The sequence below is a fragment of the Mycolicibacterium helvum genome, assembly GCF_010731895.1.
Classification (GTDB): Bacteria; Actinomycetota; Actinomycetes; order Mycobacteriales; family Mycobacteriaceae; genus Mycobacterium; species Mycobacterium helvum.
Genome location: NZ_AP022596.1, coordinates 1,203,606 through 1,220,724, shown reverse-complemented (window position 1 = coordinate 1,220,724; position 17,119 = coordinate 1,203,606). Strand labels below are relative to the sequence as shown.

The 17,119-nt window shown below is 64.0% G+C and carries 17 protein-coding genes; 8 read left to right on the top strand and 9 right to left on the bottom strand.

Features of this window, described 5'->3' with window-relative positions:
- Position 1: 1 nt before the first annotated feature.
- Positions 2-1,045: a CobW family GTP-binding protein gene (locus tag G6N38_RS05500; RefSeq protein WP_246227716.1), complete on the bottom strand. Its 1,044-nt coding sequence runs from the start codon at positions 1,043-1,045 to the stop codon at positions 2-4.
- A gap of 480 nt (positions 1,046-1,525) precedes the next feature.
- Here G6N38_RS05500 and G6N38_RS05495 point away from each other — a divergent pair, with 480 nt between their 5' ends.
- Together G6N38_RS05495 and G6N38_RS05490 are read left to right on the top strand one after the other, a co-directional pair.
- Positions 1,526-3,388 (top strand): glycoside hydrolase family 2 protein, encoded by a 1,863-nt coding sequence (locus G6N38_RS05495; protein ID WP_246227958.1) that lies wholly within the window; start codon positions 1,526-1,528, stop codon positions 3,386-3,388.
- Between the two features lie 46 nt (positions 3,389-3,434).
- Positions 3,435-3,770 (top strand): hypothetical protein, encoded by a 336-nt coding sequence (locus G6N38_RS05490; RefSeq protein ID WP_163746614.1) that lies wholly within the window; start codon positions 3,435-3,437, stop codon positions 3,768-3,770.
- Here G6N38_RS05490 and G6N38_RS05485 read toward each other — a convergent pair.
- Complete coding sequence (locus tag G6N38_RS05485) at positions 3,679-4,812, bottom strand: FkbM family methyltransferase (RefSeq protein WP_163746613.1); 1,134 nt, start codon at positions 4,810-4,812, stop codon at positions 3,679-3,681. The genes G6N38_RS05490 and G6N38_RS05485 overlap by 92 nt on opposite strands.
- Before the next feature lie 255 nt (positions 4,813-5,067).
- On the opposite strand from G6N38_RS05485, the gene G6N38_RS05480 reads away from it, so the two are divergent.
- A complete protein-coding gene (locus G6N38_RS05480) occupies positions 5,068-5,850 on the top strand; it encodes a DUF427 domain-containing protein (protein ID WP_163746612.1) in 783 nt (260 codons plus the stop codon).
- Between the two features lie 146 nt (positions 5,851-5,996).
- Positions 5,997-7,058 (top strand): sensor domain-containing diguanylate cyclase, encoded by a 1,062-nt coding sequence (locus G6N38_RS05475; protein WP_163746611.1) that lies wholly within the window; start codon positions 5,997-5,999, stop codon positions 7,056-7,058.
- A 3-nt stretch (positions 7,059-7,061) separates the two neighbouring features.
- On the opposite strand, the gene G6N38_RS05470 is transcribed toward G6N38_RS05475, so the two are convergent.
- From G6N38_RS05470 to G6N38_RS05450, 5 genes are all read right to left on the bottom strand, one after another.
- Entirely contained in the window at positions 7,062-7,484 is a 423-nt protein-coding gene (locus G6N38_RS05470) for an organic hydroperoxide resistance protein (protein ID WP_163746610.1), read from the bottom strand.
- Between the two features lie 32 nt (positions 7,485-7,516).
- The gene (locus tag G6N38_RS05465; RefSeq protein WP_163746609.1) at positions 7,517-8,290 is read right to left on the bottom strand and encodes an amino acid ABC transporter ATP-binding protein; all 774 of its coding nucleotides are present in this window, start codon (positions 8,288-8,290) and stop codon (positions 7,517-7,519) included.
- Positions 8,287-9,756 carry an amino acid ABC transporter substrate-binding protein/permease gene (locus G6N38_RS05460; protein WP_163746608.1) on the bottom strand — a complete coding sequence of 490 codons (1,470 nt, stop codon included), beginning with the start codon at positions 9,754-9,756 and terminating at the stop codon, positions 8,287-8,289. Before G6N38_RS05460 ends, G6N38_RS05465 begins: the two co-directional genes overlap by 4 nt.
- Positions 9,757-10,131: 375 nt before the next feature.
- Complete coding sequence (locus G6N38_RS05455) at positions 10,132-10,791, bottom strand: DUF3060 domain-containing protein (RefSeq protein WP_163746607.1); 660 nt, start codon at positions 10,789-10,791, stop codon at positions 10,132-10,134.
- Between the two features lie 56 nt (positions 10,792-10,847).
- A complete protein-coding gene (locus G6N38_RS05450) occupies positions 10,848-12,062 on the bottom strand; it encodes an alkane 1-monooxygenase (RefSeq protein WP_163746606.1) in 1,215 nt (404 codons plus the stop codon).
- Positions 12,063-12,457: 395 nt separating this feature from the next.
- Here G6N38_RS05450 and G6N38_RS05445 point away from each other — a divergent pair, with 395 nt between their 5' ends.
- From G6N38_RS05445 to G6N38_RS05435, 4 genes are all read left to right on the top strand, one after another.
- The gene (locus G6N38_RS05445; protein ID WP_322790555.1) at positions 12,458-14,155 is read left to right on the top strand and encodes a GMC oxidoreductase; all 1,698 of its coding nucleotides are present in this window, start codon (positions 12,458-12,460) and stop codon (positions 14,153-14,155) included.
- A 27-nt stretch (positions 14,156-14,182) separates the two neighbouring features.
- On the top strand, positions 14,183-14,314 hold the full coding sequence (locus tag G6N38_RS30970; RefSeq protein WP_281357890.1) for a hypothetical protein: 132 nt from the start codon (positions 14,183-14,185) through the stop codon (positions 14,312-14,314).
- A 491-nt stretch (positions 14,315-14,805) separates the two neighbouring features.
- The gene (locus tag G6N38_RS05440) at positions 14,806-15,948 is read left to right on the top strand and encodes a YncE family protein (RefSeq protein ID WP_163746605.1); all 1,143 of its coding nucleotides are present in this window, start codon (positions 14,806-14,808) and stop codon (positions 15,946-15,948) included.
- A 21-nt stretch (positions 15,949-15,969) separates the two neighbouring features.
- Complete coding sequence (locus G6N38_RS05435; RefSeq protein ID WP_163746604.1) at positions 15,970-16,356, top strand: nitroreductase/quinone reductase family protein; 387 nt, start codon at positions 15,970-15,972, stop codon at positions 16,354-16,356.
- Between the two features lie 20 nt (positions 16,357-16,376).
- Here the strand turns inward: G6N38_RS05435 and G6N38_RS05430 are convergent, their stop codons facing one another.
- Both G6N38_RS05430 and G6N38_RS05425 read right to left on the bottom strand, forming a co-directional pair.
- Entirely contained in the window at positions 16,377-16,691 is a 315-nt protein-coding gene (locus G6N38_RS05430; protein WP_163746603.1) for a hypothetical protein, read from the bottom strand.
- 77 nt (positions 16,692-16,768) lie between these two features.
- Complete coding sequence (locus tag G6N38_RS05425) at positions 16,769-17,104, bottom strand: YnfA family protein (protein ID WP_163746602.1); 336 nt, start codon at positions 17,102-17,104, stop codon at positions 16,769-16,771.
- Positions 17,105-17,119 lie beyond the last annotated feature (15 nt).

Genomic DNA, 17,119 nt, shown 5'->3' with positions numbered 1-17,119 from the left:
GTCAGCTCCTTGCTAGGTAGCGCTGCCAGCGCCGCTGCGCGGTGGCCGATATCGGCCCGTCCGCCATCCGCAGCGCCTCGGCCATCCGCGATCGCGTGAGCTCGGTGTCGAAATGGGTTCCGATCGCGACGAGATGGCTTTCCGCACCCGACGATGCGGCACCGCGCGCGATATGGACCGCAGGCCCCACGACATTGACCAGGTAGCCGCGGACGCCGGTCCGATGACGCACTGCCACAACGCCCTTCATCCGGTACACGCCCGCGGGCGGAAACTCCAGCAGCTCCATGAGCTGTTCGGGGTCGACGGCCCCCTCGGCGGTCACGGTCACCGAATCGGCATGCACATGGTCGTGCGCGCTCACCGGCTCGTCGAAGAGCGCATCGCGAAACGACAGCTGGCCCGTCGCATCGTTCGCGGCGGCGACGTCGTACAGCAAGTTCGGGTCGATCTGCCCATTCGTAGCACCGATGACATGGGCCCGTGAATTGCGTTCCCGCACCCTGGCTTCGATACGTCGCAGCGTGGCGTCGCGGTGAGCGTCCGGGATCTGATCGAGTTTGTTCACCACCACCAACGTCGCCGCACCATACCGGGCGGGGGCCACGCCGCCGCCGGAGTCGACGGTGTCGAAATGTCGCACGGCGTCCACCACGTCCACAACGCCGCCGTCGCGGACGCCGGCGATCTCGCTGAATCCGATGATGCGGGCCAGCGCCGCCGGATCGGCGAGGCCGCTGGCTTCCACGATGATGGCATCCAGCCGCAGCCTGGGGTCGGCGAGCCGGGCCAGTGCGGAGTCCAGCTGGCCGTCGTCGGGCAAGCAGCAGATACAGCCACCAGCGATCGACGCCGGTTCGTCGATCTGGCCGCTGATCAACCCGGCGTCGACATTGATTTCTCCGAAGTCGTTGATTACCACGCCGATCCGGGCCTGTGGGGTGCGCAGCACGTGGTTGAGCAATGTGGTCTTCCCCGCCCCCAGATACCCGGTGAGCGCGATGACCGGGATCGTCGTCCCTCGGTCGCTAGTCCGTGACACCACGTGGCGATGGTGCCATACCCGACAGACATGTTTGCGACACGCCGCCCAGGGTTTGCTGGAAGCTATGAATCTCGTGTGTGGGACAGGGTGAAAGCCGAGGCCGTGATGGCGGTGTAAACCCCAGCCGCAGGAAGTGATCGAACCAGGTCGACGATCGAAACATTGCTGTGCGAAACACGTTGGAAGGTAGTGGCGAACTGGGATCTTACTCGTTACAGTGCGTACGGCATCGCATCTTCCCGGTCAGTCTCGCGCCAACCCGCAGAGCACCGCCGGACCACTTCGTGTCGCGACTGGATCGGTTCGTTTGCTGTGCAGAAACACGGTCGTGCAGGGGCGCGTGCGCCACGGTTGGTCTCTAGCCCGGGGGTGAATAGCGTGAGCGACGACATCGCGCTGTCGCCTTGGCGGCACCGTCCCCGCCGTCGCATCTGGCTCGGCCGTTTCTCAGCAGTTGTATTGAGCCTGTTGGCCTTTGCCATGATCGGAAGCCCGCCGGCCGACGCGGTGGTCATGTGGCATCCGAAGCCGGCGCTATTGCCCACGCCGTGGACCAGTTTGGTGGGACCCGACAATGCGTTGCCCGACTACCCGCGGCCACAGATGACGCGGACCGCCTGGCTGAACCTCAACGGGGTCTGGGGCTATATGGGTCGATCCGCAGGAACGGTCCTGGCGGCCCCGCCGCCCCCGGCGGCCTACCGTGAGCAGATCCTCGTCCCGTACCCCGTGGAATCGGCCTTGTCCGGCATCGCGCGGCACGACGACGAGATGTGGTACCGCAAGGTCGTCAAGCTGCCGAGCAACTGGCAGGGACAACATGTGCTGCTGCACTTCGGCGCCGTGGATCAGATCGCCACCGTCTGGGTCAACAACCAACAGGTCGCCCATCACGAGGGCGGCTATACCGAGTTCACCGTCGACATCACCGACGCGCTGCGGGGACCGGGCGCCCAGGAGATCACCGTGCGGGTCCAGGACCGCAACGAGGCCGCCCCCTTCCCAATCGGCAAACAGCGCAACGACCCCGAGGGCCTGTTCTACACCGGCGCGTCAGGGATCTGGCAGACGGTGTGGATGGAGCCGGTGCATGCCACCTACATCAACAAGGTCGACATCAGCACCGATTTGACGAGTATGTCTGTCACGCCGCGGGTTGCCGGCACCAGGGGGCAGCGCACCGTGGTGTTCGTCTCCGAGCCTGGCGGCCGGGTGGTCTCGGTCGCGTCCGCCGGGGCCGGTGACACGATCCGCCTGCCGATCCGCAAGCCACACGTGTGGACTCCCGACGACCCATACCTGTACGACCTGCAGGTCGCCCTGGTGAGCCCGACGGGCAAGGTGGTCGACGCGGTCTCCAGCTATGCCGGCCTGCGCACGATCGGCACCATGTTCGATCCTCAGGGCAGGCCGCGCATCGCGTTGAACGGCAGGATCACCTTCCTGCACGGCCCGCTGGACCAGGGCTACTGGCCGGACGGAATCTACACCGCGCCAACCGATGACGCGCTGAAGTCTGATCTCATGCGGATCAAGGATCTCGGGATGAACTTCGTGCGCAAACACGGCAAGGTCGAGCCTGCCCGGTGGTACTACTGGGCGGACAAGTTGGGATTGATGGTGTGGCAGGACATGCCCTCGCTCGATGTGTCCCTCGCCATTCCGGTGGGTCCCGCCCCCGAGCCGACTCCGGCTGCGAAGGCCAACTTCGAAAAAGAGCTGCTGGCGATGATCGATCAGCTGCGCAGCGTGACGTCGATCGTCGGCTGGGTGCCGTTCAACGAGGGCTGGGGTGAGTTCGACACCGCCCGGATCGCCGGCGTGGTGAAGGCCGCGGACCCGACCCGGATGGTGGACGCCAACAGCGGGGTGAACTGCTGCAAGTCGCGCGGCGATACCCTGGCCGGGGATATCTACGACGATCACACCTATGTCGGTCCTGGCGAGCCCAAGATCCACGATGACCTGATGAAGGCACATTCGAAAGGCTCTATCCCCGCCGACAACCGGGTTCGGGTCGACGGTGAGTACGGCGGGTTGGGGCTGGTGCTCGACGGCAATCGGTGGCCGGGTCGCCCGGAGGCCTACGAGATGGCCGACAGCCCTGCGCGCCTCACCGATCGCTACGTCGAAGTCAGCCGCAGACTGGAGGACATTGTCCGCAGGACCGGCCTGTCTGCGGCCATCTACACGCAGACCACCGACGTCGAGAATGAGGTCAACGGTTTCCTGAGCTACGACCGGTGGAAGGTCAAGATGCCGATTCCGGTTGTGGCGGAACGTAACCGCGCGGTGATCGCCGCGGGCACGCCGGGCATGGTGCCACCCGACGTTCGCCGCTGACTACGATTGCCATGTCGAACGGCCCGGTGTGGTCTACCGTGGTGCGATGCCATATCGACGCCGCGTGCCACTGGCGACAGGTATAGCTGCCGCACTGATCGCCGCTGCGGCGGGCGTCGCGCATGCCGCACCGCCACCGCCCACTCCCGACCAGGCCAGCGCTGAATGGTCGGTCACCGACGGTTACTTCCTCAAACAGATCGGTTGTACCCCTGAGACCCCGGGAGACCCGCTGTCCATCACCTGGGATCCGCCCGGCTTCATCCCGGGGACCGGCGGGCAGGGAATGATCAATGACGCCAATCCCGCACTGGGCGGCCACTTCTCGACCTGGTGGAATCCAGTGCCCGGCTTCTGGGACGTCCAGTACGAATTCTGCTGAGTCCGTCAGCGAGCCAGTAGCCGGTCCGCGCGTCGATCGCCAGGCTGTCGCCGTCGTAGCGGGACAGCACGAGGTCGAGTCGCGATACTCGTCTGGTCAGGGGACTGCGCAGTCGAACTGCGTCACTTACCTCGTTGGGCCACAAGTACCGCCAGGCAGAGTAGCTGTTCTTCATCCTGTAGACGTTGAAGCCAGCGTCGATAAACGGTCGGAGCACGTCCAGAGGCAGGAGCCGCCGGTCGGGCCACCAGCGCGGCGAAAGTTCGACGACGATCTCCGTATCGGGGCGCATCGAGCCGATCAGGTTGCCCATCCCTGCCAGGACGTCGGGCTCGGCGCCCTCGACATCGATCTTGATAAGTCGCGTCGACGTGATCTCCTGGAACGTCAGGATCTCGTCGAGCGGCAATGCCTGGACCGTCGACTCGACATGCAGCCCGCGGGTCGGCAGCGTGGTCGACATCCCGGCGTTGTGTCGTGGACCGGCAAAGACCGTCAGTGTCCCCGATTTGGCGGCGGCCGCCTTGTTCACCTCGCGGATGCGATCGCCGTGGTCATTGGCCAGAGTGTTGCGGCGTAGATCGTCGAACATCGCCGGTGACGCTTCGACAGCCACGACGCCGCCACCGTCACCGACCGATTTGGCGGCAAGCAGCGAGTAGTAGCCGATATTCGCGCCAACATCGACGAACACGTCCCCGTCGCGGAGTCTGCTTGTGATGAAGCGGGTCAGGTCTGGTTCCCATTCCTGGAAGACCCAAATATAGGTGGCGATGAGGTCGGGGAGACGGCACATCAGCGTGGCGCCGAACCCAGTGCCGCCCGGTAGTTGGACCGAGTGGCCCAGCCGGGCGCGGGCGCGCAGCAGCAGTGACAAGGCCGCGAAGACGGGTATGAGAAGCCCGCCGCGAAGCACTTTCTCGACGACAGGAACGGATTCTTTCGGGGTCCGCAGCCACCACACCACCTTGCGTAGCGCGCACGCGAGCGCGACGGTCACCCGGTCTGCGGGCGAAGGGGGCGGGTAACCGGCTATAACCATGCGTCGCAGCGTGGTGCCGTCTTCTTTGAGCCGACAAAGATTGACGGCCAGCCGGCGCGAAGATCGCCCGCGCAACCCGCGAGGTTTCGCCAAAATCACCGTTATTCAGGCATTTTCAGGTCAACACTGTCAGTCAACTCATGCCATCCGCTCAGGCAGTTACCAGTCCTATTGGTTTCGTGACGCCGTGCCCTTCACCCCCCCCAGCGCTGGTCATCATGGAAGGTGACGTCATCCACGGCAAGGGAGTCCAGCGTGAGTACAGCATCCGAGCAGCCCGTCACCGACTATCCGCAGGTTGCCGCAACCCGGGGCCGTATTGAACCGTCGCCCCGGCGGGTCCGTGGCTACCTCGGGAGCCAGCTCGTTTTCGACACCACGGCGGCCCGCTATGTGTGGGAGATCCCGTACCACCCGCAGTACTACATCCCGCGGTCCGACGTCCGGGACGAGTTCTTGCTAGACGAGGACCACCCGCAGCACGTGCAGTTCGGCGCGTCGCGGATGTTCACCCTGGCCGGCGAGTCGGACACGCACCCTTCGGCGGCGCGCGTGTTCGACGATGGTGATGGCCCGGTCGCGGGATTTGTGCGATTCGACTGGTCGGCGCTGAGCTGGTTCGAGGAGGATGAGCCGATCTACGGCCACCCCCGCAACCCCTACGTTCGGGTGGACGCACTGCGCTCACATCGCCACGTCAGAGTCGAACTGGATGGTGTGTTGCTGGCGGACACCGAGAGCCCCGTGCTGCTGTTCGAAACCGGCCTGCCGACGCGGTACTACATCGACCGCACCGACATCGCGTTCGAGCACCTCGAGTCGGCGGACACCCAGACCTTGTGTCCCTACAAGGGCGTGACGTCGCAGTATTGGTCGGTGCGGGTCGCCAACGCGCTGCATAACGATCTAGCCTGGACCTACGACACTCCGTTACCGGCGGTTGCGTCGATTGCGAACTTGGTTGCCTTCTACAACGAGAAGCTCGAGATCACCGTCGACGGCACAACGCTGCCCCGGCCGCACACCCACTTCTCGTAGGCGGCATTTGCGCAATCAGCATGTGGAGCAAAGGTTCAGACGATGGCCACTCGCCCTGGTGTAGTGGGCCTATACTTTGCCCGGACTTGCCGTCAAGAAGCGACATGAGTTGTGACCTTGGCAGCGGGGGGCTGCCGGAGGTGCTCATGACGGTCGAAGTCTCGATCGACGGCGACTACATGCAACGCATGGAGCGGTTGCTGCGTGCGGTTCAGGAGCTGTCGCTGGCGCGCAGCCTGCCCGAGATCCAGGTGATCGTGCGGACTGCCGCGCGCGAGCTGACCGGCTGTGACGGCGCGTCCTTCGTGCTCAAGGACAACGGGTTCTGTTACTACGCCGATGAGTACGCGATCGCACCGCTGTGGAAGGGCAGCCGCTTTCCCCTGGAGAAGTGTGTCAGCGGCTGGGCGATGCACCATCGCGAGGCCGTGGTGATTCCGGACATCTACGCCGACGAGCGCGTGCCGCGGGAGGCTTACCGGCCCACGTTCGTCAAAAGTATGGTCATGGTCCCGATCCGCAAGGTCGACCCGATCGGGGCGATCGGCAACTACTGGTCCTATCAGCGCCACGCGACCGAACAGGACGTGTTTCTGTTGCAGGCGCTGGCCGACTCGACCTCCATCGCCATGGAGAATGTGCAGCTCTACTCCGAGCTGGAACAGCGGGTGCGGGACAGGACCGCCGAACTCGAACGGGCCAACGACGAGATCCACAAGCTATCGATCACCGACGAGCTGACCGGGTTGAACAATCGGCGGGGCTTCTATCTGAGATCGGATGCCGCGTTGCACGCCGCGCGACGACAGGGCAGTTCCTGTCTGCTGGTGTTCCTCGACGTCGACGGTCTGAAACTGGTCAACGACGCTCAGGGGCACGAGATGGGGGACGCCCTCCTGGCTGATGTTGCCGACCTGCTGAGCGGCACCTTGCGCGAATTCGACGTCATCGCGCGCATCGGCGGCGACGAGTTCTGCGTCTTGATCATCGAACCCGATTGCGATCAGGCGACGCTGCGGAATCGTCTCCTCGATGCCTTCGAGCGGTTCAACCAAGACAGCGACCGGACGTATGTGCTATCGGCCAGTATCGGCATGGTGCAGGTGAATTCAGCCGACGTCGACACCATCGACGAATTGCTCGCCCGCGCTGACGAACTGATGTACGAGGAAAAGAAGGACAGGCCGACCTCTTCGCGGCCCGCATGATCCTCAATCGTCGGTGACGGTCAGCTTCACGTCGATATTGCCCCGGGTCGCGTTGGAGTACGGGCACACCTGATGGGCCTTGTCGGCCAGCGCGACGGCGGATTCGTGGTCGACATTGGGCAGGACGACCTCGAGTTCGACGGCGAGGACGAAACCGCCGGCGTCGTTGCTGCCCAGCGAAACCTTGGCTCCCACAGCCGAATCGGTGACATCGGCCTTCTCCTCGCGAGCGACCAGCCGCAGCGCGGAGTGATAGCACGCGGCGTAGCCGACGGCGAAGAGCTGCTCGGGATTGGTGCCGACACCCGAGCCGCCCAGCTCCTTCTGAATGCTCAGGTCCAGGTCGAGCTTGCCATCGGAGGTTCGCCCGTGGCCATCACGGCCCTCGCCGGTGGCTAGTGCCTCTGCGACGTACAGAACTTTCATGCCGATTCCCTTCTCTAGGTTGCCGGTCGTGTTCAGAGCACCTTCGACAGAAACTCCTGCAGCCGTGGGCTTTTGGGGTTGCCGAACACCTCGTCGGGGGAGTCGTCCTCGACGATATTGCCGTCGGCCATGAAGATCACCCGAGAGGCCACCTCCCTGGCGAAGCCCATCTCGTGGGTGACCACCACCATCGTCATCCCGCCCTGGGCGAGCTGGCGCAGCACCTCAAGCACATCGCCGACCATCTCCGGGTCCAGCGCGCTGGTGGCCTCGTCGAACAGCATGATCGACGGGTCCATCGCCAATGCGCGAGCGATCGCCACGCGCTGCTTCTGCCCGCCGGACAGGGTGGCCGGTTTGACGTTGGCCTTCTCGGCCAGCCCCACCTGGCCAAGAAGCTCCATCGCCTTCTTCTCGGCGGCGGTCTTGTCCATCTTCTTGGTCGTCAGCGGCGCCAACATGACGTTCTGCAGCACCGTCATGTGCGGGAACAGGTTGAAGTGTTGGAACACCATGCCGATGTGCTGGCGCACCTTGTCCAGGTCGACCTTGCGGTCGGTGAGGTCGAAATGGTCGACCATCACTTTGCCTGCAGTGATGTCCTCCAACTTGTTCAGGCAGCGCAGGAACGTCGACTTGCCCGAGCCCGACGGCCCAATGACGCACACCACCTCGCCCTGCTTGATGTCGGTGGTGATGCCGTCGAGCACCACCAGCTCGCCGAAAGCCTTCTTGAGGTTCTCGATCTGGATCTTGACGGTGCCCGCAGGCTCGGTGGCTGCGGACTCGGGGACGAGTTCGGTCATTTCGCGATCCTTTTCTCGAGGCGATCCGAGAGTTTCGTCAGCGCCATGATGACGACGAAGTAGATGATGCCGATGATCAGCCACATGTTGAACGACTGGAAGTTGCCCGCGATGATGATCCGCCCGGTCTGGGTCAACTCCGCGATGCCGATCACCGACAGGATCGAGGTGTCCTTAAGCGTGATCACGAATTGGTTGATATAGGACGGAATCATCGTCCGGATAGCCTGCGGCAGAATCACTTTCCGCATTGTCGATAGATAGCCGATGCCCAGGCTGCGGGCCGCCTCCATTTGTCCCTTGTCGACTGACTGGATACCGCCGCGCACGATCTCGGTCATGTAGGCGCCGGCGTTGAGCGACAGCGTGATGATGCCCGCCGTGAGCGCACTCATCTGGAAGCCCAGAGCCGATGGGATGCCGAAGTAGATGAAGAACGCCTGCACCAGCAGGGGAGTACCGCGGAAGATGTCGACGAAGGTGGTGCCGATCGCGCGCAGCCAGATCGCTCGAGACACCCGGAACAGGCCGAAGATGATGCCCAGCACCAGCGCGATGGCGATCGAGACAACCGTCAGGATGACGGTCATCTTCAGGCCTTGCAGCAGGAGCGGGTAGGTGCTCTTGATCAGGCCGAAGAACGAGTTGTCGTCGTTGGCGGCGCCTTCGCCGAGGTACTTGTTGATGATCTCGTCGTAGCGCCCGGACTTCTTGAGGTTGTTCAAGCCGGCGTTGAACTTCGAGATGAGTTCGGCATTGCGGCCCTTGTTCACCGCGAACCCATACCCGGTCGGCTCCTCTTTGGGGGTGACCGTCTTGAAGCCATTGCCCTGCGCGATGCCGTACAACAGCACCGGGTAGTCCTCGAACACGGCCACCGAGTTACCGGTCTTCACCTCATCGAACATCGACGAGGAGTCCGCGAACGAGACAACCTGGAAGCCGTACTTGTCCTTGATCGAGTTGGCGAAGGTGGCACCCTGGGTACCGTTCTTGACGGCCACCTTCTTGCCGCGCAGATCGTCATAGGACTTGATGTCGTCATTCGTCTTCAGCACGGCCATCTGAACACCGGACTCGAAGTATGGTTCGGAGAAGTCGAAGACCTGCTTGCGCTTGTCGGTGATGGACATGCCGGCGATCACACCGTCGACCTGGTTGGCCTGGACGGCCTGGAGCGCGGCGTCGAAGCCCAGCGGTTTGATGTCAACCTTGAACTTCTGGTCGTCGGCGATCGCGCGGATGAGGTCCATGTCGATTCCGACGAAATTGCCTTGCTTGTCCTGGAATTCGAAGGGCGCGAAGGTGGTGTCGGTGGCGACCAGATAGGTCTCGCCATCGGCGGACGCCCGGGCGGGGGCGAACAGACCGGCGGCCAATAGCGACAACAAGGCGGCCACCGCCACTGTGGCGGCCGCCCGGCCGGTACCTCGTCGAGAAATTCGCCGTACCCATCTGGTTGGCATGCGGTCCCCTCCCGTTTCCCGATTGTGGGTGCGTGGTTCACGCTAACGCCATGGCTTGCCGCGTGCTCGGGGAACCGCGAATCGCTGGCGGCGCGAGGCCCTGTGGGTCAGGTTGGGAAGCCACCGACGACGCTGATCGTCTAGAGCCTCGTCCTGCAGCCGGGTGGTCAGCGAGTCCGGATCACAGGCTCAGGCGGTGCTCACCGATACCCTTCCCGCCGACGCGCCGATTCTCGGGGATGCTCCCGACGTGTGCGCGAACTAGGACTTGACATGCCGGAGACCCGCAGCCTATGGCCGTCGGGGCCTCGGCCGCGCCAGGGCCGAGCGGATTCTGGCTGAGCCACAATGTATTTCGTACACCGGAGTTGATCGTCAATCCTGCTCGACGGTGTTCCCGAAGCCGGATTTGGTGATCTTCGGTGAGCCACTGTGGTAGGTGACCTTGTTGTCCATCCCGGAGGCATTGATGGTGTCGGCGACGTCGATCGTCACGATGTTGTTCATGCCGGACACCTGAACAAGCGTGCAGTGCCCGGTGAGCACCACCGTGTTGTCCATGCCGCTGATGGTGACGACGCTGTCGTCGCAGGCGATCCGCTTGTTCGCATTGACACCGGCCACACTGAGGTTGCCGCCCGGCGCGGGCATCGTCACAGTGGCCGCCGAGCTGGACGGCGCAGGGGAAGTGGGGGTGCTGTGGCTGGGGCGAGTGGCGGTGGTGAACGTGCCACCGCCACTGGGGACAGTCGGAGTACCCGAGCGGTTGACGGCGAACAGCGAGGTGGCCACGATCGCCCCGCCGCCGACGATCAGTCCAACGATTAGTAGCGCCAGCGCAATCCAGCCGATGCGGATGCCGGAACCGGGCGACGGCACCGACGGCGGCGGCATCGGCGGACCGTAGTATCCCGGCGGGGGCGGTGGCCAACCACCGGGAGGGCCTGCGGTACCCAGTTCGCTGGTCTGGGCCTGGTCGGTCAGCGGGCGTTCGAGTTCCTGGATGCGCTTCTCGGGGTCGTCATCGGGGTTCATCGGCTCGTGCTCCTCGATCAGGTCATGACCCAACCACCGCGCGTGATGGCTTCCTGTCAGTCTGCCTTAAGGCCGGTCGCCGAACCCCGTATGCCATAGGCCTTCGCGGCGCGCGAGCCCAGCCCCGCCAAGCGAATGTCGCCCCCGTAATGCTCGAGCACTCGATGGTCCATGATTCGCCGCCACAAGGGTGGGATCATGGCGATGAGCATCATGCTGCCGTAGCCCGCAGGCAACTGAGGTGCCTCCTCGCGATGGCGCAGCACTTGGTAAGGCCGCAGGGGGTTGGCGTGATGGTCGGAATGCCGCTGCAGGTGGAAAAGGAAGACATTTGCGACCATCGTGTCGCTGTTCCAGCTGTGGTCTGGCCGGACTCGTTCGTAGCGGCCGTTGGGTAACTTCTGCCGTCGCAGCCCGTAATGCTCCATGTAATTGACCGTCTCCAGCAGGCACACGCCCACGATGGCCTGGCCCAACAACCATGGGAGCACAGTCACTCCGAACCAGAGCACGAGAACCGCGAACAGCGCCGCACTCATCACCCACGCATTGAGCACGTGGTTGCGCAGTGTCCACGGGGATCGGCCGTGGCGAGCCAACCGTCTGGCCTCGATGCGCCACGCCGAGATGGTGCCGCCCACGACGGACCGGGGAATGAAGGCATAGAGGCTCTCCCCGAGACGCGAGCTGGCCGGGTCTTCCGGGGTGGCGACGCGGACGTGGTGACCGCGGTTGTGTTCGACGAAGAAGTGCCCGTAGCAGCTCTGTGCAAGGGCGATCTTCGCGAGTCGCATCTCAGAACGTGTCCGGGTGTGGCCGAGTTGGTGGGCGACATTGATGGCGCATCCGCCGATGAACCCGACGGTGAACATCAGGCCGAACTTGTCCGACAGGCTCATCGTCAGCCACCCGCCGCCGGCCCAAAGCCAGCAGGCGAACACCAGCGACAGGTATTGGCACGGTAAGTAGAGGTAGGTCGCCCACCGATAAAAAGGGTCGTCCTCGAGCCAGGCCAAGGCACTGTCAGCAAGGCCGTCCGTATCCGCTCCCACCAGGTGATCGAGTAGCGGGACGAGCATGAAGGTGATGACCGCGCCACACCACCAGAACGCCGAATCCCCGGTCAGATGGACGCCCAGCCAGGACAGGCCGACAAGACCTGGGACGATCGTTCCGAGGAGCCAGAGGTGTCGCTTCGGATCCCGCCAGTCCGGCGCTTGGGCGCCAGTGCGCTTGGTGAGCCGGCCGTGGTGGGGCGCGGCTGCAGGCATGCGTCTTTGTTTACCTGTGAATGAGCCATTCTGCAAACTCAGACATCATTGCCATGATTGCGTGTCGCCCTCACATCTCGATGTTGTGGGGTAGCGCCGTTCGGGGCCTGTCCCTCGGTGAACCCGAATGATTAGTAGCGGGGCCTCCCGGCGTGGTCACCTGGCCATCAGCCAGAACCGTGGGGAATGGCCGCATTAACTGGCGGGATCGATGCGCCGTCCGGCAGCTGGCCGACTATCCTGGGACGATGGCCGATGGGATTGATTTGCTGGCGCCATCGTTGCAACGTCACTGGCAATCGCTGGAGATAGACGGATGTTCTTTGCTTTCGTACTATGAGCAACGGTTGTAGTACGCAGGCGGCCCCCGCCGGTACGGGCTGGGACAGTGGGGAATGGGCAGTCGGGGTGAGGAGTCGCGTGGAACTCCCAATTCCGCCAGCGTCGGGGCCGGCGAGATCCACACGCGGCGTCCCGGCGCCATGACGGCGATCTCCCGCAGGCATTTCCTCGGTGCTATGGCAATGGGTGCTGGCGGTGCCGCGCTGGGACGGCTGGTTCTTGATCACCGGACTCCCGACCGGCCGCACTACTCGGCCATCGTTATCGGTAGCGGTTATGGCGGAGGCGTGTCAGCGTTGCGGCTCGGCCAGGCCGGGGTGGACACGCTGATCCTGGAGCGGGGGAAACTCTGGGATACCCCGGACTATGACGGCAAGCGCTTCACCCGGATGCTGCCTCCCGACACTCGGGCCGGCTGGTTCAGTGCCGTCGCGCCCAGCCTGGTGCCGTCGTTCCAAGGCATCTCGATCGAAGATGTTGCCGCGCACGTCGCTTCCCCGGAACCGGTTCAGGCGGGTATTTGCGAGAAGACCGACTTTGGCGCCCACAGTGTTTTTCGCGGAGCCTGCGTTGGTGGCGGGTCGATGATCAACGCCGCCATCGCCGCGGTGCCGACGCCGAAGCAGGTGCGCGATTCCTTCCCCGATATCGACCCGGCGGAGTTCCTCGGCACGTATATCCAGCGCGCCAACAGGATGCTTCAGATCAGCTATCGCGACATGGACTGGTTCGAACAGACCCCGTGTCTGCAGTTCGCCCGGGTGGGTCGTCAGTACGCCGCTGCGGCCGGATACGGCGTGGACTACAACGGCAGCGCCTATTCGTTCGACTATCTGCGCAGGGAGGAGGCCGGTGAGGTTCCGCGTTCGGCTCTCAACTTCGAGCAGCAGTACGGCAACAACTACGGGCGGGTTGGCAGCGTCGACCAGACGTACCTTGCGAATGCGCTGGCCACCGGCAAGGTGACGTTGAAGGCCCTCACCGAGGTCACCGACATCCGGCGGGAACCGTCCGGAGAGTGGGTGGTCTCCACCCGTGAGATCGACCGGTGGGGAAAAGAGCTGCACCGCAACGAGATCGGTTGCGATCAGCTCTATCTCGCGGCCGGGGTGCTTGGTACGACCAAACTGCTGCTGCGGGCCAGGGAGACGGGCGTTCTGCCTGACTTGAGCGAAGACGTCGGCCGCGGATACGGCAACAATGGCGATGTCATGGTCGGGCACATGCTCAAGGACGAGGACCCCGCCGGAACAGACCAGTCCCTGATGGGGTTGATCAACATCGACGGTCGCGATGACCCGGACAATCCGGTATACGCAAGCGTCTTCGCGATCCCGCTCCCTGTCGAGACTCATGCGCTGGGTTACTACGTAATGGTCAAGACCGCCGACCGGGCGGAGATCACCTACGACCGCAATGCGGACTCGGTGGACATTGATTGGCCGCAGCACTACACCGATCATCTGATCCAGCGGGCGGGAGCGGTCTTCGACAAAATCACCCGGGCCAACGGGGTGCGCTACCGCGACGACCTGTTCGGCGGGAAGGTGTTCGCCCCCAACACCGTTCATCCGATGGGCGGCTGCGTTCGAGGCCTGGCGACCGACCTGTTCGGACGGGTGAGGCACTACGACAAGCTCTACGTCAACGACGCGTCGCTGTTCCCCGGTTATCTAGGTTGCAACCCATTCATGTCGATCACCGCACTCGCGGAACGCAATATCGAAGCCATTCTGCAAAATCGGCGGTGATCGGGTCGCGGCGACTGGGCGGCCGGCATGATTGCGCACCGTCCGTCGCACCCGATCGAACGGGCCGCCAACGGTACGACTGTCGCTCATGCGGTGCCGTCCGACGTGCTCGGCAGCGATCCGGCGAGCAGCGGGGAGACCGTCGAACCGACGGTGTGATCTGGACCACTAGCGAATTGTTGAGGCTCACTCGTTAACTGCGCCGATCAGCGAACTTGATCTCAATCAAGATCGAGAGTACGACTACCTGGTCGCCCAGGGCTGCCGATACGGTCTATAACCTAAGAATTTCCCTTAAGAATTTAGACGCGGCTGAGGCATTGTGATTTCGGCCTCTTTTAGCTCTGGCGGGGTAAGAAAATCTAAGCCCGAGCCGCATTCAAGCATGTGATTCATGATCTTGATTCGATCAAAACATGCACGTCATTGGACATTTTTCGGAACCGTCCACGGCATTGCAACGAATTGATAACGATCCTTGCCTATGTGCTTGCTGAGATCGGTGGGGTGCCGGGGAATTAGGTTCTGAAAAGCCGCGAATTCTCCGTGAATTCACTAGCTACACTCGTGCCAGGCAGTTACCGCCAGGTAACGCACAACGAACCAAAGACAATGCCCGGCCGCACTCAGGCCGGCGGAGGTACGAGATCATGGCAAACGCAACGGGTGTGACGGAAGTGTTCGAGGGCGGCGCCGTTGCGGTGGCCGAGCGGGCTGCCGCTGCGCACTCGCTGTGGCTGTCCTCGCTACCGGCGATCCGGCGCAACCCGATCGGTGATCTGCTCCCGCAGCTGCTGGGTGGCGCCGAACTCGAGCCGCTGACCGAGCCGATCGCCGCGCCGGTCGTCACCGTCGCCAGGACGCTGGCTCCGGGGCACGGGCCGGTCAGTGACATGGCCGTCAGCCCCGATGGCCGCTACCTGGTCACCGCGCACTACGGCGCGGACGTGGTGTGCGTCATCGACGCCGCCACGCTGACGGTGACCGCCACCATCGACGGCCTCAGTGAGCCATACGCGGCCGTAGTCGTGGGCGACCGCGCCTACGTGAGTGCTGCCTCGAACGAGGTGGACGCTGTCGTGGCCGTCGATACCCGTACCGGGATGCCATTGGCCGCCAAGACCTTTGAGATGACTGCCGGTGGATTGGCGGTCAGCCCCAGCGCCGACGTCCTCTATGTCGCGCGGACCGCCGACGACATCGTGGACATCGCCGTCGTCGACATCGAGACGGGCAAGTTCGCCACCATCGAGATTCCGGCCGGGCCGGGCACCTCCGTTGAATCGCTGTGCGTCAGCGCTGACGGCACCCGCCTGTTCGCGGCACTCACCACACCTGCCGGCGGTCTACTGGCGATCATCGACACATCCGACCGTGCGGTCTACGACCTCGTCGCGATCTCCGGATCAATCGGCGACATCGCGGTTATGCCCAACGGCCGCACTGTTTTTGGCACCGGCTGGGACGCCGAGTTCGGTGGCGCGATCCACGTCATCGACGTCGCCGGCGCCCGCGTCACCGACACCATCGCGATGGGCGGTGTGCCCACGCAGCTGGTACTGGGCCGTGGTGGCAATTGCGCCTACATCGTCGACCGCAACGAGATCGCCGTGCTGTGCACCGCCACCACCGAGATCGTCGACAGTGTCGTCCTCGGCCCGCAGCTGTCCTGCCTGGCCGCCGACCCGGTGCGCAGCCGGCTGTATGCGGCTGACTACGCCGGTGCGATCACCGCAATGCGCCTGGAGACGGCCCCCCAGCGCCGGCAACAGTTGGCTGCCGCAGCATCCTGAGCCGCCTGCAACGATGGAGTCATGACTTTGACTGCTCGGCAGCGCATCGTCGGCCTGGTCCAGCGTCACATCGCCAACCCGGTGATGCGGGCGGTACCGATTCAGACTCTGTTGGAAACCACCGGGCGGAAGTCCGGGCAACCGCGGCGTACCCCGATCGGCGGCCGGTTGGCCGGACACGAGTTCTGGCTGGTGTCGGAGTTTGGTGACCGATCGCAGTACGTACGCAATATCGAGGCCAACCCGCGGGTGCGGGTTCGCGTCCGGGGGCGCTGGCACAGCGGAACGGCCACCCTGTTACCCGAGGACGATGCGCGGGCCAGGCTGGCCCAACTACCGCGCATGAACAGCGCCGCGGTGCGCGCGATGGGTGACAACCTGCTCACCATCCGCGTCGACCTCGATTAGTGCGCGCTGCAGTCCGGCGACTAGTGCGCGCTGCAGTCCAGCGACACCGAGATCGTCTGGCTGGTCACGACCGGCACCAGGAAGTTGCGATCATTGTTGCCGCGTCCAGGACCCGTGTAGGGCACCCACTGGGTGACAGTCTGGGGATTACGCACGTTGGTGACCACGCACTTCGACATCGGGCCTGTCCCGATGCGATCGATGTTGACGGTGTAACCCTGCTGCTGCAACTCGCTGATCGTGCTCTGCGCGGAATCGGCCCACGCCGTCGCGGCCGGTCCTGCGATGATGCCACTCACTGCCGCCGCTGCGGCAAGTGCTATTGGGGTCCGCATAACCCCGCCTCCTCTTTTTCGACCTGATCATCCTCCAACTACATCGTCATGGCCGCCGAAAACGTTCCCGCGACGGTTCAGCCACCCCGTGGGGCGTACATGATCAACGCCACACCCAGCAGGCAGATCAGCGAACCGGTCACATCCCAGCGGTCCGGACGGAATCCGTCGGCCGCCATGCCCCACAGCAACGATCCCGCCACGAACACGCCACCGTAAGCTGCCAAGATCCGGCCGAAATGCGCGTCGGGCTGCAGCGTCGCGACGAAACCATAAGCACCCAAGGCGATTACGCCAAAGCCGGCCCATAGCCAGCCGCGGTGTTCGCGGACCCCCTGCCACACCAGCCAGGCGCCGCCGATTTCCAGAACTGCCGCGGCGACGAACAGAGCGATCGATTTTCCTACCAACACCCGGTGAGTATGCCC